Below are 21,068 nucleotides of genomic sequence, written 5' to 3'. Positions count from 1 at the left end.
GTAGAGTCCCAGAACCGAAAGATCGCTCATGGAACCCATACTCGCCGCCAATGCCGACCTGGCATGGATGCTGGCGGCCTTCGTCTTCGTCCTGCTGATGTTCCCGGGCCTGGCCTTCTTCTACGGAGGCATGGTCGGATCGAAGAACGTCCTCAACATCATGACGATGGTCATGTCCACCCTGGCGATCACGGCGGTCCTGTACGTCGTGATCGGGCACGGCCTGGTGTCCGGTCCGTCGGTGGGCGGGTGGGGCCTCATCGGCAACCCGACCGACTACATCGGCCTGACCAACTGGCTCACCGACGACGCTTCCGGCGCCACCCAGACGCTCTACTTCGCAGCCTGGTTCATCCTGTTCGCGGCCATCACGATCGCGATCGTCGCCAGCGGCGCGGCGGGCCGGATGAAGTTCTCGGCGTGGCTGGTCTTCGCGCCGATCTGGCTCATCGTGGTGTACTTCCCGGTCGCCCACTGGGTCTTCGCGGCCGACGTCGACGACAACTACAGCGGCGGTTTCCTGCTGAACGATCTCGAGATCGTCGACTACGCAGGCGGCACCGCCGTCCACATGAATGCCGGTGTCGCGGCCCTTGCCCTCGCGGTGGTGCTCGGTGCGCGCAAGCGGCGGATGGAGCGCCCGCACAACGTGCCGATGACGATCATGGGCGGCGGCATCCTGTTCTTCGGCTGGTTCGGGTTCAACGGCAGTTGCGCGCTCGGCGCCAACTTCCTCGCGCAGGCCGTCATCCTGAACACACTGCTGGCCGGTTCGGCGGGCATGATCGGGTTCGCGATCATCGAGAAGTGGCGCGAGGGGCACGTCACCTCGCTCGGCATGATCACCGGCACCGTCGCGGGCCTCGTCGGGATCACCCCCGCGGCCAGCAGCATGGCACCGCTCGGTGCGCTGCTCGTGGGCATCTTCGCCGCGGCGGTCGTGGCGTTCCTGCTGAGCTTCAAGAGCAAGCTCAAGATCGACGAGACGCTGGATGCCTTCGCCGTGCACGGCATCGGCGGGATCGTCGGAACCATCTGCATCGTGCTCTTCGCCACCGAGGCCGCGCCGGCCGGTGTCCAGGGGATCTTGTTCGGCGGTCCGGTGGACATCGTCTGGCGTGAGCTCGCCGGCATCGTCATCACCTGCACGTACTCGTTCGTGATGACCTGGCTGATCGCCAAGGGACTCGACAAGCTCATCGGCATGCGCGTCGACGAGGAGACCGAGATGGTCGGCCTCGACACCGCGGTCCACGCGGAGACGGCGTACGAGATCCCCGCCGCCTCGGTCGGTCACGCCGGCGGACTCGCGACCATGTCGCCGGCCCGCGCCGCGGACAAGGTGGAGGAGGCGATGCCGCCGTCGACTCCGGCCTCGGCGCCACCGGCCGGGGTCTGATCCATACCGGTCATCGGTTGGCAACTGCTCGGGGGTTCACCGTTCGACGGTGGGCCCCCGAGCGCTGTGCGTCCGAGGACGTGGAAAACGTTGCCGGACAGATTGACACCCACCGCTCACGGAGTCGAAACAGGGACGAAACATCCACCAGGTCTACTAATAGTAGACAATGGTTCACGCGAGTGGACATGCGGAACGAAAGCCCTTAGAGTCGACCCCGGAGCACATGATGACAACCACCGAGACAACGACCGGCGAACTCGCCGATCTCTGCGCGACGCACGGCATTAAGTTCATCCTCGCGATGTTCGTCGACCTCCGCGGCAAGCCCTGCGCCAAACTGATGCCGGTGGAAGCGGTGGACGAATTGGCCACCGAGGGCGTAGGTTTCGCCGGATATGCGGTCGGGGCTATCGGCCAGGAGCCGAAGGATCCCGATCTCATCGCGATCCCCGATGTCCGGTCCTTCCTGCCCATCCCGTTCATCAAGGAGGGCCTCGCGGTCGTCCAGTGTGATCCCCATGTCGAGGGCAAGCCGTGGCCGTTCGCGCCCCGGAACATCCTCAAGGCGCTCATCGCGCAGACCGCGGACGCGGGTTTCGAGCCGTGGGTCGGGGCCGAGGTCGAGTACTTCCTCCTGAAACGGGCCGCCGACGGCTCGCTGGTGACCGCCGACGCCGCCGATGATTCCGACCAGCCGTGCTACGACGTCCGCGGTCTCACCCGGATGTACGACCACCTCACCACCGTGTCCACCGCGATGAACCAACTCGGCTGGAGCAACTACGCCAACGACCACGAGGACGGGAACGGCCAGTTCGAGCAGAACTTCGCCTACTCCGACGCGCTCACGACCGCCGACCGCGTCGTCACGCTCCGGTACCTGCTCTCCGCCCTGGCTGCGGAGAAGGGCATGATCGCGACCTTCATGCCGAAACCCTTCGCAGAGCGCACCGGGTCGGGTCTGCACTTCCACCTGTCCCTTACGCAGGCGGGCGACCCGGTGTTCCCGCAGGTCACCGACGACGAGCGAGGACTGGGGTTGTCGGAGACGGCGTACGGGTTCATCGGTGGGATTCTGGAACACGCACCCGCGCTCCAAGCCGTGATCGCACCGACGGTCAACTCCTACAAGCGAACCGGTGCGACGGCGACGCGCTCGGGTGCGTCCTGGGCTCCGCGGCGGGCGACCTATGGCGGCAACGACCGCACCCACTACATCCGGGTGCCCGATGAGCAGCGCGTGGAGCTCCGTGGCGGTGACGGGTCGGCGAATCCGTACCTGGCCGTCGCCGCGCTGCTCGGTGCGGGACTCGACGGCATCAAGCGGAGTCTGGACCCGGGCGCCGTCGGCAACTGCCCCGGCCACATCGCCGAACTCCCGCTCACCCTCCTGCACGCGGTGGAGGCGCTGGAGGCCGACGGGGTCGTCGCCGGCACGCTCGACGCCGCGCTTCCCGAGGACTGGCCCGAGGACGAGCAGCGGGTCTCGGCATACTTCGCCGGACTCAAACGGGCCGAGTTCTTCGACTGGCACGCGGCGGTCACGCCGTGGGAGGTCGACAAGTACCTGACGGCGTTCTGACCGTCCTTCCCCCAGAACACAAGATCTCTCAACGAGATTCATCGATCGACGTAAGGAACTGATCATGTGCGGAATCGTCGGGCTGCACCTGCGCAACCCTGACCTTCACCCCCGGTTGGGCGAGATGCTCGCCGGGATGCTCGGCGAGATGCAAGACCGTGGCGCGGATTCGGCGGGTATCGCCGTCTACGGCAACCCCACGTGGGCACCGCCCGGACACGGCTGCATCTCCCTCCTCGAACTCGACGTTCTTCCCGACGAGGTGTCCACGACGCTGGGTGCGGCCCTCGGCGTGCCGGTCGCCGCACAGACGATCGACGTGACGCTGGTGGCCTCCGCCCCCGCGCCGGCCGAGGAGCTGCTGGCCGCCGCCCGGGCCGCATACCCGCAGGCCCTGGTGGCCGGTTTCGGGTCGGACCTGACTGTCCTCAAGGGCGTCGGCGCACCCCGTGACCTGACCGAATCCTGGGGCCTGGCCGCGGCGTCGGGATGGCAGGGCGTCGGGCACACCCGGATGGCGACCGAATCGGCGGTCACCTCCTCGGGCGCACATCCGTTTGCGGTCGGCCCCGAACAGTGCCTGGTCCACAACGGTTCGTTTGCGAATCACGCGACCATCCGGCGTGAACTGCGTGCTGCCGGAGTGGAGTTCGACAGTGAGAACGACACGGAGGTGGGGGCGCGCTTCGTCGCACACCAGCTTGCGGCGGGCAAGGACGTGGAAACAGCACTGAAAGAGGTCTGCGCGAACTTCGACGGTTTCTACACGTTGCTGGTGTCGAATCGCGATTCGTTCGCGGTGGTCCGCGATGCCATCGCATGCAAACCGGCCGTGATCGCCGAGACCGACGACTGGGTGGCGATGGCGAGTGAGTACCGCGCACTGGCCAAACTGCCCGGCGTGGAGAACGCCCGCATCTGGGAGCCCGAGCCGGAGGTCGTCTACGCATGGACTCGATGACCGCCGAGTTTCCCTCCACCCCTCCCGTTCCCGCCTCGAACGACACGGCGAAAGCTGAGACGATGAACCCCAATCACACCTTCGACCTCGCCGAAACCCCGTTGCGCGAGATCAATTCGATGCTGCACGGGGACATCTCCGGCGAGATCGTCATCGACAACCCGGCCGGAGCCCACAGCGTCGCCGCGGGAGTCAACCTGCCGGTGAAGATCACGATCAACGGCCACGTCGGCTACTACGCCGCGGGCATGAACCAGCAGGCCGAGGTCACGATCAACGGCAACGCCGGCACCGGCGTCGCCGAGAACATGATGAGCGGCAGTGTGATCGTGAAGGGCAACGCCTCGCAGTCGGCCGGCGCCACCGCGCACGGTGGACTCCTCGTCGTCGAGGGCGATGCCGCGGCACGCTGCGGCATCTCGATGAAGGGCGTCGACATCGTCGTCGGCGGAAACGTCGGGCACAACAGCGCTTTCATGGCTCAGGCGGGCCGCTTGGTCGTCCGCGGCGACGCCGGCGACGGTCTCGGCGACTCGATCTACGAGACCCGCATCTACGTGCGCGGCGAGGTCGCCTCGCTGGGTGCCGATTGCATCGCCAAACCGATGCGCGCCGAGCACCTCGAGGAACTGGCCGGGTTGCTCAAGGCCGCCGGTTTCGGCGACGACGACCCCCGCGACTACACCCGCTACGGCTCCGCCCGCGAGCTCTACCACTTCAAGGTCGACAACACCTCCGCGTACTGACCCTCCTCCGCTCCCTGAGGAGCGCCCGGAGCTTGCGGAGGCGCAACCCCTGCTCCCTGAGGTGCGAGGAGCGATAGCGCGGCCGACCACCTGCTCCCTGAGGTGCGAGGAGCGTTAGCGACGAGCCACGAAGGGCCGCAACGCCGCACGACCACACGACGAAAGAGAACCACCATGACCGACAACCTGAGCGTCGAACAGCGCGGCCTGCGCGAGTCGGCCACGTTCGACCGCACCACCATCGCCGCGATCCAACGCGCGGCCGAGACCGGCATCTACGACATCCGTGGCTGGGGCGCCAAGCGCAAGCTGCCGCACTTCGACGATCTGCTGTTCCTCGGCGCGTCGATGTCCCGCTACCCCCTCGAGGGTTATCGCGAGCGCTGCGACACCGATATCGTCCTGGGCTCGCGAAATGCGAAGTACCCGTTGCATCTCTCCACCCCGGTGACGATCGCCGGGATGAGCTTCGGCGCGCTGTCGGCCGGGGCGAAGGAAGCGCTGGGGCGCGGGGCCTCGGAGGTCGGTACCTCCACCACCACCGGTGACGGCGGGATGACGCCCGAAGAGCGGGGTCAGTCCAAACACCTCGTCTACCAATACCTTCCGTCGCGATACGGGATGAACCCCGACGACCTGCGCAAGGCCGACGCGATCGAGATCGTGCTCGGCCAGGGTGCCAAACCGGGCGGCGGGGGAATGCTGCTGGGACAGAAGATATCCGAGCGTGTGGCGGGCATGCGTACCCTGCCGCAGGGAATCGACCAGCGCAGCGCGTGCCGTCACCCCGACTGGACCGGACCGGACGACCTGGCGATCAAGATCAACGAGTTGCGCGAGATCACCGACTGGGAGAAGCCGATCTATGTGAAGGTCGGCGCCACGCGCACGTATTACGACGTGAAACTCGCGGTGCATTCCGGCGCCGACGTCGTCGTGGTCGACGGCATGCAGGGCGGAACGGCGGCGACCCAGGACGTCTTCATCGAACACGTCGGCATCCCGACCCTCGCTGCCATCCCGCAGGCGGTGCAGGCCCTGCAGGAGTTGGGCGTTCACAGGGAGGTCCAACTCATCGTGTCGGGCGGAATCCGCAACGGGGCCGATGTCGCGAAGGCGATGGCCCTCGGTGCCGACGCCGTCGCCATCGGCACCGCAGCGCTGATCGCGTTGGGCGACAACGATCCCCGATACGCCGCGGAGTACGAGGCACTGGGATCGGCCGCCGGATTCTACGACGATTTCCAGGACGGGCGTGATCCCGCGGGCATCAGCACGCAGGACCCGGAACTGTCGGCGCGTTTCGACCCTGTCCTCGGCGGAAAGCGCCTGGCGAACTTCTTGCGCGTGATGACGATGGAGGCCCAGACGATCGCCCGTGCGTGCGGCAAGGCGCACCTGCAGCACCTGGAACCGGAAGACCTCGTCGCCATCTCGATCGAGGCGTCGGCGATGGCCCGCGTTCCGCTCGCCGGGACGAACTGGATTCCGGGGGCCGGCCTGTGAGCACCGAGACCGCCTCGGTCGTCATCGTCGGTGGCGGCCTCGAGGGCGCGGCGGCCGCCTGGGCGTTGGGACAACGCGGCATCACCGATGTGATCGTCTGCGAGCGGGACACCGTCGGCGGCGGGATGACGGGCAAGTCGTCGGGCATCGTGCGCTGCCACTACGGCGTCGGTTCGCTGGCGGCGATGGCCGCGGTCGGACTCGAGGTTTTCGAGAAGGCGGAGGAGATCTTCGGCGCCGACATCGGATTCCGTCAGACCGGGTATGTCGTCGGCGTCGGCGAGCCCAATGTCGAGAACATGCGGAAGAGCCTCGCGGCGCAACGTGCGGTCGGCGTGCAGACCGAGGAGATCGACGCCGCCGACGTCGCCGCGATGTGGCCGACCGCCGACCTCGAACCCTTCGCAGCCTTCGGTTGGGAAGAGCGCGGTGGGTACGGCGACGCGTATCAGACCGCGCAGGCCTTCGCGGCCTCGGCGCGGGCATCGGGAATCCGAATTCGTCAGGGCACCAACGTCACCGGCCTGATCGTCGACGCCGACCGGGTGACGGGAGTCCGACTCGCGGACGGTTCGACGATCTCCGCGGACACCGTGGTCGTTGCCACCGGTGTCTGGTCCAAACCGTTCCTCGCGCCCTACGGGGTCGACATCCCGATCGAGGTGCACCGCGAACAGATCGTGATGATTCACCCCGGTGAGGACCTCGGCGAGGTGCCGGTCTTCTCCGATCTGGTGTCGCTGCAGTACGTTCGACCGGACGTCCGGGGCGAGATCCTGTTCGGCAACAGCGATCTCGCGGCGCTCGACATAGCTAATCCCGACGACTACCGGAACCGCGCGGACTCGGACTTCATCGACCTCACCGTCGACAAGGTCGGCACCCGGTTCCCCGGGTTCACCGATCCGGCCATCACCACGAGCTACGCCGGGTGCTACGACGTCACACCCGACTGGAATCCGATCATCTCCCGCGGGCCGCTGGACGGGCTCGTCCTGGCGGCCGGGTTCAGCGGCCATGGGTTCAAGATCTCGCCGGCGGTCGGCCGGTTGATCGCCGACCTCGTCGTCGACGGGCGCAGCGCGGACCCGCGTATCCCGGAGTCGGACTTCCGGTTCACGCGGTTCGCCGAAGGCGACCTGCTGACGACGCGCTTCCCGTATGTGGGAGCCGGCGAGATGCGCTGACCGGGGCGCTGGATGATCCGAGGCCGTGGCCGTCGACAGGGGTGGAATCGTGTGTCAACTGTCAGGAAACGTTGTTTCTCACTATGCTGGCGGCGTGACGGACGACCCATTGATCCGGAATCAGTCCGGCACCGCGCGAGAGAGACCTGTCGACCAGTCGGTCGAGGAGCTGGAGCTCGAGACGGCGATCGCGCACAACGTGCGGCGCCTGCGACGTCAGCAGGGACTGTCGGTGGGAGACATGGCCACTCGCGTCGGCATCTCCAAGGCGATGCTGTCGAAGATCGAGAACGCCCAGACCTCGTGCAGTCTCAGCACGCTCGCCCGCCTGGCCAACGGCTTCGACGTGTCGGTCACCTCGCTGTTCCGCGGCGCCGAGATGGAGCGGTCGGCGGTGTTCGTCAAAGCGGGCGAGGGCTCGGAGATCGTGCGCGAGGGGTCTCGGGAGGGTCACGAGTACGAGCTGCTCGGGTCGCTGCGCGGTGAGCACAAACGCCTGGAATGTCTCCTCGTCACCTTGACGGAGAAGTCGGTGACCCAGCCGTTGTTCCAGCATGCGGGAACCGAGTTCCTGTACGTCCTCGAGGGCGTGATGGATTACGCCCACAGTCGCTCGGTGTACCGGATGCACCCGGGCGACTCGCTACAGCTCGACGGCGAGGGCGCGCATGGACCCGTCGAACTCGTCGAGCTGCCGGTGCGCTTCCTGTCCGTGATCGCGTTCCCGGATTCGGCCGTGTGACAGCCCGATTCAGGTTCGTGGCCGGCTCAGGTCGAAGTCGTAGCGCGAGGTCGGCACCACGTCGAGGTGGCGGTCCGCGCCGAAGCGGGACACGCTCTCGAGCATCAGCGTCATCCGACGCTCGAGTTCCCGCTGATCACCGCCGCTGCCGTAGAACGCGTGGATGTCGCTGACCGCCGCCATCGGGAACAGTTCCTCGACGATGGCCGCGACCGGCGGGGTGTCCTCGGTCAACGGTCGTTCGACGATGTTCTGGACGTAACCGAACGTGGCCTGGGTGTCGATGGCGACCTGGGTGTGGTCGTCGAGCCACCGACGAAGCCACTCGTCGCGGTCGAGTTCGTCGGGTCGCCTTAAGAACGCGACGTTGGACAGCGCGTCGATCCGCGTCCCGTCGGCGGGCAGGTTCGGATTGAGCGGCGCTCGGTCGGTGACCGCCCAGGCGGCGATCGGACCGTCGAGTCCGTCGTCGACGACGGCGAGGACGGGCCCGGGGTCGGGCGCCCAGAACGACAGCACGGCGCCGATCGGCGGGTCGAGTTCATCGATGCGCATGGCCCCGGAGACCGCGTCGTCGCTGGGGTTGACCTGCACGCGCGTTGCCCCCGCTTCCGCACAGCGCTCGACGAGGACGTCGGCGTCGGTGCGGCTCGGCCCGTCGCCCCGGATGGCGACGATCACCTTGGAACTCGTCATCCCGCGGACGGTACCGGTCGTTCCGCGCGCCGGTCGCCGATTCGCAGATCCATCCGCGCTTTTGCTCCCTGAGCTGTGGGGAGCGCAAGCGACAGCCCCCTGCTCCCTGAGCTGTGAGGAGCGCAAGCGACAGCCCCCTGCTCCCTGAGCTGTGAGGAGCGCAAGCGACAGCCCCCTGCTCCCTGAGCTGTGAGGAGCGCAAGCGACAGCCCCCTGCTCCCTGAGGTGCGAGGAGCGATAGCGACGAGCCACGAAGGGCCTGGTGAGACACGTTGCGGAGCCCTTCGTGGCTCGCTTCGCTCGCACCTCAGGGAGCATAGAATTCGGGCGCCCAGGAGGGTTCGCTCGGTGGTCCACGACGGCCGTCCGGCCGCTCCTCAGGGAGCGGAGGCGTCGCGCTCGTCGCACCTCGGGGAGCGGGAGGGGGCCGTGCTCCTTGCGCCTGTGCTCAGGGAGCGTGAAGCCGCGTGTGCGCGAACCTCAGAACTCCTCGGCGCCGATGAGTGCGGCGTCGTCGGCGACCTTGCGGTCGTGGGCGACCTTGGCCAACGACACCGCGCCGAGGGCCACGACGCAGTATCCGGTGGCGAACCACCACGGTGTCGCCTCCGAGCCGGTCCACTTGGCGAGGTAGGCGACTAGCACGGCCGCGATCGCGGCGCCCATCCAGCGGAGGAAGCTGAACCCGGCACTCGAGACCGAGCGCGGGGTGTCGCCGCCGACGGCCGACATCGCGACGTCGGTGAAGAGGGTGTTGAGCACGCCCGAGGGGAAGCCCGAGAGGATGACGGCCAGGCCGATCAGCCAGATCTGTCCGGTGAACGTGCCGATCCCGGCCAGAACCATGACGAGTCCGTATGTCGAGATGGCAACCATGACACCGGCCTTCTCACCGACGACCCGCGCGAGCAGCGGCGCGACGAAGACTCCGGCGACCGCGGTGAGCAGACCCCAGCCGAAGAAGACGAGTCCGGCGTAGATGGGTCGCAGGCCCATCGCGATCGGAGCCCAGGCGATCACGGTGAAGAGGGCGCCGGTGTAGAAGGCAGAACCCACGGACGTGACGAACAGGGTGCGGTTGCGTAGGACCTTGATCGGGTCGACGATCCGGACCCGCACTCGTTCGGACCGCGGTCCGTCGGCGGGAAGCATGAACGCGCACAGGATGGCTCCGGCCAGCATCAGCAGGGCGGTACCGGCAAACGGTGCGCGCCAGGTCCATTCACCGAGCGTCGCACCCAGGAGCGGTCCGACGGCCAGTCCGATGCCCAGGGCGGCCTCGTACATCATGATGGCGCTGTTGCGGTTGCCGACCGCCGATTGGACGATGAAAGCCAGTGCGGTGGCGAGGAACAACGCGTTGCCGAGACCCCAGATCACCCGGTAGGCGATGAGCTGGTCGATATTGTCGGCGAAGGCCGAGACGCCGGCGGCGACGACGATGAGTCCCAGCCCGACGGTGAGTGTGCGTCGCGGCCCGAAACGGTATGCGGCCCAACCGGTCAGCAGCATCGCGACGCACTGGACGCCGACGTAGACACCGAACAGGAGCGTGAGCTTCTCCGGTGGGGCGTTCAGCGCTTCGGCGATGCTGTGCAGGATCGGATCGACGAGGCCGATGCCCATGAAGGCGATGACGGCGGCGAAGGCGGTGATCCACACGGCGCGCGGTTGGGCACGCAGGGAGGCGAGCATCGACGGTTCGGTTGCGGTGGTGTCGCGCGCAACCGCGGCGGTGTCGCCCGGGGTGTGTTCGGTGACGGTCATGAATTCCTCTGCCAGATCAGGCGGACGGCCGGCGGTGTCGAACCGCGACCGGGCCGCTCACGCACTCGCCGGGCGGGCGGGGTGCGATACCGGGTGATTGTCGAGCTGGTCGCGCAGGGCCTGCAGGGCCGGCCCGGCCGCGGCGATGGCTTCGCGCTGCTGATCGTCGAGTGCGGCGAGCGCACCGGTCAGGATGACGTCCCGCTCCTCGCGGATCTGTCGCACGAGGGTGCGCCCGTGGTCGGTGAGGCCGACGAGCACGGCTCGGCGGTCGTCTGGATCAGGTCTGCGTTCGACCAGGTCGTGCTTGGTGAGTCCGTCGATCACCGACGTCGCTGTCGGCATGCGGATGGATTCGCGGGTGGCGAATTCACCCATCCGCATCGGCCCGTGATCGGCGAGGACGCTCAGGGCGGACGTCTGCGCCGCGGTCAGCTCGACCGACGGTGCGCGACGGCGAAGGGCCAGGTAGAGCCTGGTGATCGTCGGCCGCAGGGTCTGGGCGAGCTGGGCGGGGTCGGAAGCGGACACGTTTAGAGAGTCTAATACTTAGGGATTCGAAGTATTAGGGCAGGGGGCTGTGATGCTGCGCACGAACGTGCGGCTCCACTCGTCAGACGGTCAGTGGTGCCCCACGACTCCGAAGAAGGCGATCAGGTCCTCGCGGGCGGTCGCGACGCCGTCTGGCCGGCCGTCGATCTCGCTGAGCAGTCCGCGCTGGAAGATGCCGTCGAGCGCGATGTAGGCGACCGCCGGTGTCACCGCGGGCTGCGTCCCCGACAACTCGCAGAATCTCTCCACCACACGCCAGATCATCTCTTCGCGCCGGCGTTCGATCTCGATGACGTCAGCGCGGAAGGAGTCGTCGAACATGCTCTGGTTGCGCAGGTCGTACCAGAGCCGATGAATGGCTGCCTCGGAGTGCATGCCTGCGAAGAAGGTGTCGGCGAACTCGTCGCGCAACTGGTCCGCGGTCGCCGCGTGGGCCACGACCTCGTCGTAGCGGGTGACGCAGACGGCCTCGTACTGCCGGACCGCGTGGGCGATGAGGTCGAGCTTGTCGGTGAAGTAGTAGTGCAACACGCCGTGCGAGTACTCGGAGTTCTGCGCGATCTCGCGCAGGCTCGTCCGCGCGTACCCGAGTTCGGCCAGCGTCGTCAGAGTCGCCATGGCCAGCTCGTCGCGCTTGGCCTGGAACTTGTCTCGTGCGCGGGCCTCGATGCGGGCCTGTCGGTCGACGACCTGTGTCATCTCGCGGTCCTTGCCGGGGGATTCCCTTGCTCGGGGAGTGATGGAGTTCGAGACCCGAGTGTACCCACCCGGCCGAGTTCGACGCTTGTCGGCGCCGGCCGGGCGGGCACCGGGTGAGGCCTCGATCCGGTCAGCTGAATGCGCCCCGGACCTCGGTCTTCAGGATCTTGCCGACCTTGGACCGCGGCAGCTCGGTCCAGATCTCGATCTCCTTCGGCGCCTTGACGCTGCCGATCCGTTCCTTGACGAAGGCGATGAGCTCCTCGGTGTCGGCGTCGTGCCCCGCACGCAGTTCGACGGCGGCCGTCACGCGTTCGCCCCATTTGGGATCGGGCAGCCCGATGACGGCCGAGTCCTTCACCGCCGGATGGGCCAGCAACGCCTGTTCCACCTCGGCCGAGTACACGTTGAACCCGCCGGTGATGATCATGTCCTTGGCGCGGTCGACGACGAAGAGGTAGCCGTCGTCGTCGAGGTAGCCGATGTCGCCGGTGTGATGCCAGCCGTGCGCGCTCACTTCGGCGGTGGCCGTGGGGTTCTCGTGATACCCGTCCATCACGAGCGGTCCCCGGACGACGATCTCCCCGCGCTCGCCGCGACTCAGCAGCGACCCGTCCTCGGCCATGATCGCGACCGTGGTCAGCGGTGTCGGCCGCCCGGCCGATCCGAACCGCTCGGTGGCCATCGACCCGTCGTCATGGAAGTGCTCGGCGGGCGCGAGGGTGGCGATCATGTTCGGCGCCTCCGTCTGCCCGAACAACTGGCCGAGCACCGGTCCGATACGCGTCAGTGCTTCTTCCAGCCGCGTGGGCGACATCGGCGCCGCGCCGTACCACAGACATCGCAGCGAGCTCACATCCCGACTGTCGAGGTCGGGATGGTCGAGCACCCCGTAGATCACCGTCGGCGGGAGGAAGGCGTGGGTGATTCGATGCCGCTCGATCAGCGCCAGGAAGTCCCCGATGTCAGGTGCCGGCATGATCACGACCTCACCGCCGAGGCTGAGGATGGGGAACGTCAGCACCCCCGCCGAGTGGGTCAGCGGGGCGAGCGCCAGGTACCGGGGGCGCTCACCGAACGGGTAGCTCATCAACGCCAGTGCCGTCGAGGTCATCATGTTGTCCTCGGTGAGTCGCACCCCCTTCGGTCGGCCGGTCGTCCCGCCGGTACCGGCGAGCATGCACAGACCGCCATCTGGTCGTCGGCGTTCGTCCGGCTCGGCCCGATGTTCGTCGAGCCAGCCGTCGAACGGCGTCGCCCAGTCGACGTCGCCGTCCAGACAGATCATCCGGTCCAATTGCGGGAGCTGATCTTTGATCTTCTCGATCAGGCCGGTGAACTTCGCCTGGAAGAACAGCAGCCGACACCCGAGGAGATCGAACAGCTGTCGGTTCTCCTCGGCCTCGTTGCGCGGATTGACCGGGCACCACACAGCACCCGCACGCGAGATGCCGAAGACGCATGTCAGGGCCAGCGGATCGTTGGCCGAGAGGACGGCGACCCGGTCACCGGCCTCGATCCCGTTGTGCTGCAATGCACCCGCGATGGCGGTGGACCGATCCTGGACCTCGCCGTAGGTCGAGGTGACCCCGCCGGCGGTGAGGCACGGCGCGTCGCGCCCCAGCGAGGCGCCCTTGTCGAGGTACTCCGAGAGTCGCATGTCGTCCTCAGCGGTGCACGGTGACGATCGGGTCCAGGACCAGACCGAAAGCGCGTAGGGTGCCGAGCAATTCGCGATGGCCGAACGCCTGGCAGCTCGAGACGAAGCCGACACGGCGGGGGCGGGCCTGGAGGAGTTCGTTCGCGGCGTGCGCGTTGAGCAGGGCGGTCTGCTTGTAGTTGGAGTTGCCGTGGATCACGCAGTGCGCGCGGCCGAGCGGACCGGAGGCGTAGACCGAGTCCAGCGAGGTGTTCAGGCGCGGGTTCTCACGCGGGGGCATCTCGCTGCGGATGGCGGCCGACTGCTCGTCGATGATCCGGTACTTCTCCTCCTCGGACTTGCCCTCCATCTGTTCGAGCGCGGCGGCCACCAGAACCGGAACGCCCTGCATCAGTGGCCGGTTGAAGACGCCGCCGAGTGCCTTTGCGGTGGCCACGCGCGGGTCGTTCTTGAACCACACCGGGTGTGATGTACCGCCCCAGGGCAGAGCGAGACCGAGGTCGTGCTGGCCGGGCACGCTGACCGTGTACAGACCCGCGTCCGCCGGCCATTCGACGTACTCGTTCTCCTCGAGGTAGTACGCCTTCGCGAATGCCGCATTGGTGAGGATCGTGTTGGTCGACGCGACGGTCGGGTGGCCCTTCCAGAACACCTGGATGTCGAGGGTGTCCAGTCCGGGGTTCTCCAGGCAGATGTTCGCGGCGATCTCGCCGATGGAGTACATCTGCGCCAGGCCCGGCGTCAAGACCAGTTCGCGAGAGGCGAATTCGGCGCCGTACTGCGCCTCGGCATCGATCATCCAGTTCTGCTCACCGTTGGTGTCGGTGTAGTGGGCCCCGATCTCCAGGCACGCCTGGACGACCTCGTGACCGTAGCGGGCGAAGGGCCCGACGGTGTTCAGTACGACGTCGGCGCCGCGGAAGGCCTCGGTCAGCGCCTCGACCGTGTGCTCGACCTCGACGATGTCGTAGGCGACCGTGTCGATGCCCGGAACCGCCTCGACGGCGCTCTTCAGCCTGGCGTGGTCGCGCCCCGCCGCCAGGAACGGGATGTTGTACTCGCGCAGGTACTCACAGATCAGTCGGCCGGTGTATCCGGACGCTCCGTAGACGACGACGCGTTTGTCAGTGGGCATGGTGGGACTCCTCGTGTCTGGTTCGGGTGTTCGATGCGGGTGTTCGGGAAAAGCGTTGCGGCGGTGGACGTCGGCGGGATCACATCCCCATGCCGCCGTCGACCGGGAGGCCCGCGCCGGTGATGAACTTCGCGGCGTCGGAGACGAGGAAGACCACGGCGTCGGCCATGTCGTCGACCTGACCGAGTCGGCCCAGCGGCGTCAGTTCGGCGACCGCCTGGGCAGCCGCCTCCGGGGATTCGAACAGTCCCAGGGCCGCGGTCTCGACGGCGAGTTTGTTGCCCATCGCGGTCGGGGTGAGGGCGGGATAGATCGAGTTCACGCGTACGCCGTAGCCGAGCTTCCCGGATTCGGCGGCCGCCACCCGGGTGAGGCGGTCGATACCCGACTTCGTCGCGGAGTAGACGCTGATGCCGGGGAAAGCGATTGTCGCAGCGACGGATGCGATGTTCACGACGGCTCCGCCCTTGCCCGCGATGCCGCCGGGACGCATCGCGCGGAACGCGTGCTTGATGCCGAGGGCAGTACCGAGCACGTTGACTTCCAGCATCTTCGACGCCTCTGCGGCGTCGAGATCGACCAGGAGGTTCGTCACCTCGATGCCGGCGTTGTTCACGACGATGTCGAGCCCGCCCAGCGACTCGACGGTCGACGCCGCGGCCGACTCCCAGGCTGCGTCGTCGGTCACGTCGAGCGCGACGAACTCGGCCTTCGCGCCTTGTGCCCGAAGCGTTTCGACCGCCTGCCGACCGCCGTCGGAGTTCACGTCGCCGATCGCGACGGACGCGCCGGCTGCGGCGAGCGCCTCGGCCATCCCGGCACCGAGGCCCTGCGCGCCACCGGTGACCAGTGCCGTCCGCCCGGTCAGGTCATAACTCGTCATCGTTCCACCTCCGTGAGACCGCCTCGGCCGAGGCGGAGAAGCAAGACACAGTCGGGACGACATGTGCTGCACGCCACACTAAGCGTGAGTCTTGACAGTCGTCAAGAAAAACCTTGACGACTGTCACGATCGGGGTGCGGTCCATGAAAGATCCAGCTCAACGGCGCGGTACCGCTGGACAGTCCTGGTGGGAGATGCAGAACACCCCCGAGCCGGGCCGCAGGGCCGGGACTCGAGGGTGCTCGGATGAAGCGGTGCGGTCAGACGCCGATCTCGCCCCCGTTGTCCCGCCATACGGCGACGACGGACGGCCGGGGTTGGGACTGTCCGCCGTCGGGCCAGTGCGACGCCGGGTTGTCCGCGGAGTGGTCGTCGAGTTCGCCGGGATGCTGAACCGCGATCAGGACACGATTGGTGTCGATGATCGGGCCGCAGGTCTCGCCACCCTTGGGCACGGTCAGGAACTGCTTGGTCTCCCCGCGTCGATCGCCGTCCAGGGCGACCGCGAACAACCCGTCGTTGCTGTCGAGTGCGTTGCCGTCCGTGGAGATCCACAGATTGCCATGGGGATCGAACGCGACGTTGTCGGGGCAGGAGATCGGACTGACCTTGGTCTTGTCGAACCCGCCGTAGTAGGTGTCGGCAGCAGCCGGGTCGCCGCACACCAGCAGGAGTTCCCAGGTGAACTCGGTGCCGGTGTGGTCGTCGGTCATCTCGAGGACCTGACCGTTCTTGTTCTCGTTGCGGGGGTTCACCGCATCGGCAGGCGCTTCTCCATCGGTGCCGCGATCATCGTTGTTCGTCAGCGCGCAGTAGACCTTGCCGGACTTCGGATTCGGTTCGATGTCCTCGGGTCGGTCCATCTTGGTCGCGCCGACGGTGTCGGCGGCCTGCCGGGTGAACACCGCGACCTCGGCGGGGGACATGCCGGGGATGTACGAGCGTGCCGAACCGTCGGCATTGACCGTCAGCAGCGGCTTCCAGGACCCCTTGCCGGCGAATTTCCCTGAGGCGGGCGGGGTTCCGGTGCCGTCCACCGGGTCGGGGGAGTCCCCGGTGAAGGTGGCGACGTAGAGCGTGCCTTCGTCGAGGATGCCCATGTTGTGGTCGCGGGCCGTCTTCGACAGGCCGGACTTCATCTTGCGGCTGGAGACGAACTTGTAGATGTACTCGAACCTCTCGTCGTCACCGCTGTAGGCGACGACGGTGTCCTTGTCCGGCCCGCTCCCGACCACGTAGATGTTCGCCGATTCGTGCTTGAACCGGCCCATCGAACTGTGCTTCACCGGAACAGAATTCGGGTCGTGCGGATCCACCTCGACGATGTAACCGAAGCGATTCCCCTCGTTCGGCTCGACGGCCAGGTCGAAGCGCTTGTCGAACCGTCCCCAGTGATGCTCGTCGCCGTCGTCCTCGAAGGAGTAGCGCTCGAGCCGCTCCTTGGCCTTGGCGTCGGTGACGGCGCTCGGGTTCGCGAAGTAGTTGTTGAAGTTCTCCTCCCCGGAGAGCATCGTGCCCCACGGGGTGAGACCTCCGGAACAGTTGGCGAAGGTGCCCAGGACAGTGGTGCCCGCCGGGTCCGCGGCCGTCTTGACGAACTCGCTACCCGCGGCCGGGCCGGTGAGGCGGAACGGGCTCGAGGCAGTCAGACGTCGGTTCCGAGGGCCCACAACGGTTTTGAGAGCTCCGCTGCCGGATTGCGCGGCGACCTCGACGACCGCGATGCCGACCGACGCCATGGCGATGCGGGCCTGCTGCTCGGTGGGTTCGCCTTCCTTGTAGCCGGCGAACATGAAGGGCTCGGTCGGATACTCCAGGTTGGCGACCAGGTAGTGGTGATCGGCGACGCCGTCGACCGGGATCAGGCCGGCGAAGTCGTTGTTGAAGCCGAACTGCCCGGCCTGCGCCTCGGGCGTCTGATTGGCGAAGTCGAACTCGGGAGCGCCGGGCAGGATCGGGTCGCCCCACCTGATCACCACCTCCTGGCGATACCCGTCCGGGATCACCACGGCATCCTCGGTGTTCGGCGCGACGGCGGCGAAGTTCATGCCCGGCATCGCATCTCCGGATGCCGCACCGCTCGACGACGAGGCCGACTCCGACGACCCGGAATCACCGCACGCCGCGAGAAGTGAGGTCGCACCGACGGCCACCGCTGCACCGGCCGAGGTCTTGAGAACGCTTCGACGCGAGACCGCGGTGCGGACGACATCCCGGAAGTAGTTGTTGTCACTGGTGTTCCCGGGATCGTGGCGGCACGCGTCGCCGCACTTGTAGCGGCAGGTCACGTAGGCGCGGGACGAACGTCCGGCATCCTCACCGGTGGACATGAACAGCTGCAACGGAATACGCACACGGGCTCCTCTGAGAACATGGTCGCGCCACGGGGCCGGCGCACGACGAGGAGCACGTTAGGAGGATGAAACGAACCGATGGCTACCCGAGCGTTAACGGCAGCCCAACACCCCTGTTGGTTCCACGTGGAACATCACGCGGCCGTGCTGATTCGGCCCGCTCGCTGCGCTTCCGGCGCCGGGGCCTAGAACCGCCCGCCGGTTCCGATCCGGCCCGACGACCCGGAGCCGCCGAAGGAACCGGGGCTGCGTCCGCCGCTCCCGAAGCCGCCCCCACCGAAACCGCCGCCGAAGCCGCCGCCACCGAAGCCGCCCCCGCGTCCCGCGACGGTGCCGCGCAGGAAACTGTCGACGAGGATTCCGCCGAGGACCGCACCGGCGGTGGACGAGCCGCCCGGATGTCGCTGTTGCGACTGCCAGTCGACGACGTCGGTCTGAGCGGCCATGAGCGCCTGGTCGGCCAGGGAACCGGCGCGACGTGCGGTCGCGGTCGCCACCGGTGCATCGGTGGCAGCGGCGTCCGTCGCGGACTGCAGAAGCCGCTGCGCTTCCGCCAGTCGGGTCCGTGCCGTGGACTGCACGGCCCCCCGCCGGGTGCCGATGAAGTCGGCGGCCGCTGTCACCTTGGCCTCCGCCGATTCGAGTGCCGCGGTGAGGACCTGTGCTCGACGGATGCGCTCGGCGGCGGCGTCCCGCGCCGCGGCGAGTGCGTCGTCGAGATCGGCATCGGCGTCGACGAGCGCCGTGAAGGTACCCAGCGGATCGGCGTCGAAGTTGCTGCGGGCATTCGCGACCGCGGCGCTCGCGACCTCGATCGCGGTCACCAGCGAGGTCCCGCCGGTCTGTGCCAGGGCGTTGGCCTCGGCCAGTTCGTCGTCCACCTCGGCGATGAGCGCCGGCATCCGCGAGCGGGCGATGGCGATGTTCGCGTCTGCATGATCGATGGCGTCGAGCAGCGTGGTCGCCTGCTCGATCGATCCCTCGGCCGAGCGGAGCGCAGCGACGGCCGGTCCCTGCTGACCCACCGGTGCGGCGATGGCGGCGCGCCCCTGATCCGCGGTCGCCTCGGCGAAGTCGATCTGGGCTCGGGCGAGATCGACGTTGTCGAGGATGGAGGTCAACGTGGCCTCGCCGTGCTTGCCGATGAGCTCGGTCAGCTGCTGCGACGCCGTCTCCAGACGGGCGCGAAGGCCGATGAGTTGCTGGGTGATGGCGTCGAATCGCGAGTCCGCATTGATGAGGAGGTTGCGCATCGCGTCGAAGTTCTCGACGTGGTCGTCCAGTGTGCTGTCGATCTCGGTGCAGGTGGTGATGATCTGGACGAGCATCGAGCGTCGTTCGTCGTCGGTCTCGGGAACGTTGTCATCGAGACGCTGGCGCAGCGCGAACGCCCGTCCGAGCGCCTGCTCGGCCGCTCGCACGGTGTCGGTGAACGGGGCTGTCTCGACCTCACCGAACTCACCGACCGCCAACTGCAGCTCTTCCTTGCTGGTACGGATGGCGTTGTCGAGGTCCGTGAGCACCTCACGCGACCACGGGTCGAGCACCTCGACGGGTTGCGCGGCCAACTGGTCGACCGTCAGTTCCTGCTCGCGCAGGGTCTCGACGCTGTCGTCGATACGACGCTGCCTGCGGCGCCGGGAGTAGAGGTACGCGCCGCCGCCGCCGAGGATGGCCGCGCCGCCGACGACGCCGGCTGCGATCAGGCCGGTGTGGTTCGGATCGAGTGCGCCGGACAGTCCGTTGACCGCCGCCAGGCCCGCTCCTGCCCAGTTCTCGTCGCGCAATTGCGGGACGACGTCGTCGTTCGCGACTTCTTCGAGTGTCGATTGATCGAGGCCGCCCACGCTGTCCGGTGCGAAGAACCGGTACGCCCGGTCCTCGGTGGCGACGGCGAGCAGGGCGTCATGATCACCCAGCTCGCTGGCGGCGGCGGTCCGATTCGCCCATTCCGCGCTGGTCAGACCGTCGAAATCGCGGACGTACACGATCCACATCTGGACCGCGTGGGCGTTGTAGAGCGAGTCGATCGCCGTCTCGAGCTCGGTGCGCTGTGCCGGGGAGATCGCATCGGCGGAGTCGACGACGTAGTTCGGCAGCCGGGTGGGCGGCTCCGCCGACGCCGCGCCGGGGGACGCCAGGGCCATGAGGACGCCCAGCAGTCCCGTCAGCGCGACCGCCGAAGCCGCGCGTGTCAGCAGTTCCCGAAGTGCCGGCACTCGATGCATGATCACAAACCTAGCCGTGCGGGCGTGCGGTGTCGTCGACGCCTTCGGGGGAGTGTCGGCACCCGGGCGCGGGTGCGCCCGGGTGCTACGCGGTCAGTTCCGCGAGTCGCGCCACCGGCACAGCGCCTCGAGTGCGGTGAGGTCGTAGTCGGGGCCGGTGACGCCGACGGTCAGCAGCGTGACGCCCTCGTCGGCGAGTGCATCGGCATCGCGCAGCAGCGCGTCGGTGTCCCCGTCGAACTGCACGCCCGACGACCGCTCGATGGTCTCGGGGTCTCGACCCACGGCGGCGCAGTGCTCGGCCAGCACCTTGGACTTGTGCCGGTACTGCTCGACGTCGTTGAAGCCGTGCCAGACGTCGCCGTGCTCGGCGATGTAGCGCAGCGTCTTCTTCTCGCCGCTGCCGCCGATGAGGATCGGGATGTCGCGGGTGGGAGCCGGATTGAGCTTCGCCAGCCGCGATTTGATCCGCGGGAGGGCGGCACCGAAATCGTTCAACCGGGAACCGACGGTGCCGAAGTCGTAGCCGTACTCGTCGTAGTCCTTCTGGAACCAGCCGGCTCCGACGCCCAGGATCAGACGGCCGTTGCTGATGTGGTCGACGGTGCGGGCCATGTCGGCGAGCAACTCCGGATTCCGGTACGAGTTGCAGGTCACGAGCGCGCCGATCTCCACCCGGGAGGTCTGCTCGGCCCAGGCGCCGAGCATCGTCCAGCACTCGAAGTGCTCGCCCTCGGGGGTGCCGTAGAGCGGATAGAAGTGATCCCAGTTGAACGCGATGTCGACGCCCGTGTCCTCGGCGCGGCGGACCGCCTCACGGATCAGCGAGTACTCGGGTGCGTGCTGGGGCTGGATCTGGACACCGATGCGAATGGGGAAGGCCATGCCGACCAGTCTGCCCGCTGACGGCGGAATCGTCGACGGACATGGTGGCCGCGCACTGGTGGTGCCACGTTGGCATCGGCGGT

The 21,068-nt window shown here is 67.6% G+C and carries 17 protein-coding genes; 7 read left to right on the top strand and 10 right to left on the bottom strand.

The window, feature by feature from the left end; all coding sequences use genetic code 11:
• Nucleotides 1-28: 28 nt before the first annotated feature.
• The 7 genes from LEL84_RS14100 to LEL84_RS14070 all read left to right on the top strand — a co-directional run bounded on the left by LEL84_RS14100 (nucleotide 29) and on the right by LEL84_RS14070 (nucleotide 8,126).
• Entirely contained in the window at nucleotides 29-1,399 is a 1,371-nt protein-coding gene (locus tag LEL84_RS14100; protein WP_065631120.1) for an ammonium transporter, read from the top strand.
• Between the two features lie 226 nt (nucleotides 1,400-1,625).
• The gene (gene glnT / locus LEL84_RS14095; RefSeq protein WP_413466865.1) at nucleotides 1,626-2,984 is read left to right on the top strand and encodes a type III glutamate--ammonia ligase; all 1,359 of its coding nucleotides are present in this window, start codon (nucleotides 1,626-1,628) and stop codon (nucleotides 2,982-2,984) included.
• A 64-nt stretch (nucleotides 2,985-3,048) separates the two neighbouring features.
• Nucleotides 3,049-3,945, top strand: coding sequence for a glutamine amidotransferase (locus LEL84_RS14090; RefSeq protein WP_205333786.1), 897 nt, complete (start codon nucleotides 3,049-3,051; stop codon nucleotides 3,943-3,945).
• Complete coding sequence (locus LEL84_RS14085) at nucleotides 3,933-4,691, top strand: protein glxC (protein ID WP_205333787.1); 759 nt, start codon at nucleotides 3,933-3,935, stop codon at nucleotides 4,689-4,691. Before LEL84_RS14090 ends, LEL84_RS14085 begins: the two co-directional genes overlap by 13 nt.
• A gap of 174 nt (nucleotides 4,692-4,865) precedes the next feature.
• A complete protein-coding gene (locus tag LEL84_RS14080) occupies nucleotides 4,866-6,197 on the top strand; it encodes an FMN-binding glutamate synthase family protein (protein WP_226511962.1) in 1,332 nt (443 codons plus the stop codon).
• Nucleotides 6,194-7,384, top strand: a complete 1,191-nt coding sequence (locus LEL84_RS14075; RefSeq protein ID WP_226511961.1) for an NAD(P)/FAD-dependent oxidoreductase — start codon at nucleotides 6,194-6,196, stop codon at nucleotides 7,382-7,384. The genes LEL84_RS14080 and LEL84_RS14075 overlap by 4 nt, the downstream gene beginning before the upstream one ends.
• Before the next feature lie 94 nt (nucleotides 7,385-7,478).
• On the top strand, nucleotides 7,479-8,126 hold the full coding sequence (locus LEL84_RS14070) for a helix-turn-helix domain-containing protein (RefSeq protein WP_374100822.1): 648 nt from the start codon (nucleotides 7,479-7,481) through the stop codon (nucleotides 8,124-8,126).
• Between the two features lie 9 nt (nucleotides 8,127-8,135).
• Here LEL84_RS14070 and LEL84_RS14065 read toward each other — a convergent pair whose 3' ends face one another.
• The 10 genes from LEL84_RS14065 to LEL84_RS14020 all read right to left on the bottom strand — a co-directional run bounded on the left by LEL84_RS14065 (nucleotide 8,136) and on the right by LEL84_RS14020 (nucleotide 20,985).
• Entirely contained in the window at nucleotides 8,136-8,822 is a 687-nt protein-coding gene (locus tag LEL84_RS14065; protein ID WP_226511960.1) for an EthD domain-containing protein, read from the bottom strand.
• A gap of 480 nt (nucleotides 8,823-9,302) precedes the next feature.
• Nucleotides 9,303-10,589 carry an MFS transporter gene (locus LEL84_RS14060; RefSeq protein ID WP_226511959.1) on the bottom strand — a complete coding sequence of 429 codons (1,287 nt, stop codon included), beginning with the start codon at nucleotides 10,587-10,589 and terminating at the stop codon, nucleotides 9,303-9,305.
• Between the two features lie 57 nt (nucleotides 10,590-10,646).
• The gene (locus tag LEL84_RS14055) at nucleotides 10,647-11,120 is read right to left on the bottom strand and encodes a MarR family winged helix-turn-helix transcriptional regulator (protein ID WP_058252932.1); all 474 of its coding nucleotides are present in this window, start codon (nucleotides 11,118-11,120) and stop codon (nucleotides 10,647-10,649) included.
• 90 nt (nucleotides 11,121-11,210) lie between these two features.
• Complete coding sequence (locus LEL84_RS14050) at nucleotides 11,211-11,840, bottom strand: TetR/AcrR family transcriptional regulator (RefSeq protein WP_226511958.1); 630 nt, start codon at nucleotides 11,838-11,840, stop codon at nucleotides 11,211-11,213.
• 130 nt (nucleotides 11,841-11,970) lie between these two features.
• Nucleotides 11,971-13,500, bottom strand: a complete 1,530-nt coding sequence (locus LEL84_RS14045; RefSeq protein WP_226511957.1) for an acyl-CoA synthetase — start codon at nucleotides 13,498-13,500, stop codon at nucleotides 11,971-11,973.
• Between the two features lie 7 nt (nucleotides 13,501-13,507).
• Nucleotides 13,508-14,635 (bottom strand): DUF5938 domain-containing protein, encoded by a 1,128-nt coding sequence (locus LEL84_RS14040; protein WP_065631111.1) that lies wholly within the window; start codon nucleotides 14,633-14,635, stop codon nucleotides 13,508-13,510.
• A 79-nt stretch (nucleotides 14,636-14,714) separates the two neighbouring features.
• Nucleotides 14,715-15,518 (bottom strand): SDR family NAD(P)-dependent oxidoreductase, encoded by an 804-nt coding sequence (locus LEL84_RS14035; RefSeq protein WP_226511956.1) that lies wholly within the window; start codon nucleotides 15,516-15,518, stop codon nucleotides 14,715-14,717.
• A gap of 260 nt (nucleotides 15,519-15,778) precedes the next feature.
• Nucleotides 15,779-17,872 carry a PhoX family protein gene (locus LEL84_RS14030; RefSeq protein WP_226511955.1) on the bottom strand — a complete coding sequence of 698 codons (2,094 nt, stop codon included), beginning with the start codon at nucleotides 17,870-17,872 and terminating at the stop codon, nucleotides 15,779-15,781.
• A 185-nt stretch (nucleotides 17,873-18,057) separates the two neighbouring features.
• On the bottom strand, nucleotides 18,058-20,100 hold the full coding sequence (locus tag LEL84_RS14025) for a TPM domain-containing protein (RefSeq protein WP_226511954.1): 2,043 nt from the start codon (nucleotides 20,098-20,100) through the stop codon (nucleotides 18,058-18,060).
• A gap of 93 nt (nucleotides 20,101-20,193) precedes the next feature.
• Nucleotides 20,194-20,985 carry an LLM class F420-dependent oxidoreductase gene (locus tag LEL84_RS14020; protein WP_226511953.1) on the bottom strand — a complete coding sequence of 264 codons (792 nt, stop codon included), beginning with the start codon at nucleotides 20,983-20,985 and terminating at the stop codon, nucleotides 20,194-20,196.
• Nucleotides 20,986-21,068 lie beyond the last annotated feature (83 nt).

It is taken from the genome of Gordonia sp. WA4-43, from assembly GCF_020520305.1.
Classification (GTDB): domain Bacteria; phylum Actinomycetota; class Actinomycetes; order Mycobacteriales; family Mycobacteriaceae; genus Gordonia; species Gordonia hongkongensis.
The sequence above is the reverse complement of the archived record's forward strand: the minus strand, read 5'-3'. Positions and strand labels throughout refer to the sequence as shown.

Excerpts from the sequence above, each read along its gene's own strand:
- LEL84_RS14100 (WP_065631120.1), top strand. The coding sequence starts at position 29 with ATGGAACCCATACTCGCCGCCAATGCCGACCTGGCATGGATGCTGGCG.
- glnT (WP_413466865.1), top strand. The coding sequence starts at position 1,626 with ATGATGACAACCACCGAGACAACGACCGGCGAACTCGCCGATCTCTGC.
- LEL84_RS14090 (WP_205333786.1), top strand. The coding sequence starts at position 3,049 with ATGTGCGGAATCGTCGGGCTGCACCTGCGCAACCCTGACCTTCACCCC.
- LEL84_RS14085 (WP_205333787.1), top strand. The coding sequence starts at position 3,933 with ATGGACTCGATGACCGCCGAGTTTCCCTCCACCCCTCCCGTTCCCGCC.
- LEL84_RS14080 (WP_226511962.1), top strand. The coding sequence starts at position 4,866 with ATGACCGACAACCTGAGCGTCGAACAGCGCGGCCTGCGCGAGTCGGCC.
- LEL84_RS14065 (WP_226511960.1), bottom strand. The coding sequence starts at position 8,822 with ATGACGAGTTCCAAGGTGATCGTCGCCATCCGGGGCGACGGGCCGAGC.
- LEL84_RS14060 (WP_226511959.1), bottom strand. The coding sequence starts at position 10,589 with ATGACCGTCACCGAACACACCCCGGGCGACACCGCCGCGGTTGCGCGC.
- LEL84_RS14050 (WP_226511958.1), bottom strand. The coding sequence starts at position 11,840 with ATGACACAGGTCGTCGACCGACAGGCCCGCATCGAGGCCCGCGCACGA.
- LEL84_RS14045 (WP_226511957.1), bottom strand. The coding sequence starts at position 13,500 with ATGCGACTCTCGGAGTACCTCGACAAGGGCGCCTCGCTGGGGCGCGAC.
- LEL84_RS14040 (WP_065631111.1), bottom strand. The coding sequence starts at position 14,635 with ATGCCCACTGACAAACGCGTCGTCGTCTACGGAGCGTCCGGATACACC.
- LEL84_RS14035 (WP_226511956.1), bottom strand. The coding sequence starts at position 15,518 with ATGACGAGTTATGACCTGACCGGGCGGACGGCACTGGTCACCGGTGGC.
- LEL84_RS14025 (WP_226511954.1), bottom strand. The coding sequence starts at position 20,100 with ATGCATCGAGTGCCGGCACTTCGGGAACTGCTGACACGCGCGGCTTCG.
- LEL84_RS14020 (WP_226511953.1), bottom strand. The coding sequence starts at position 20,985 with ATGGCCTTCCCCATTCGCATCGGTGTCCAGATCCAGCCCCAGCACGCA.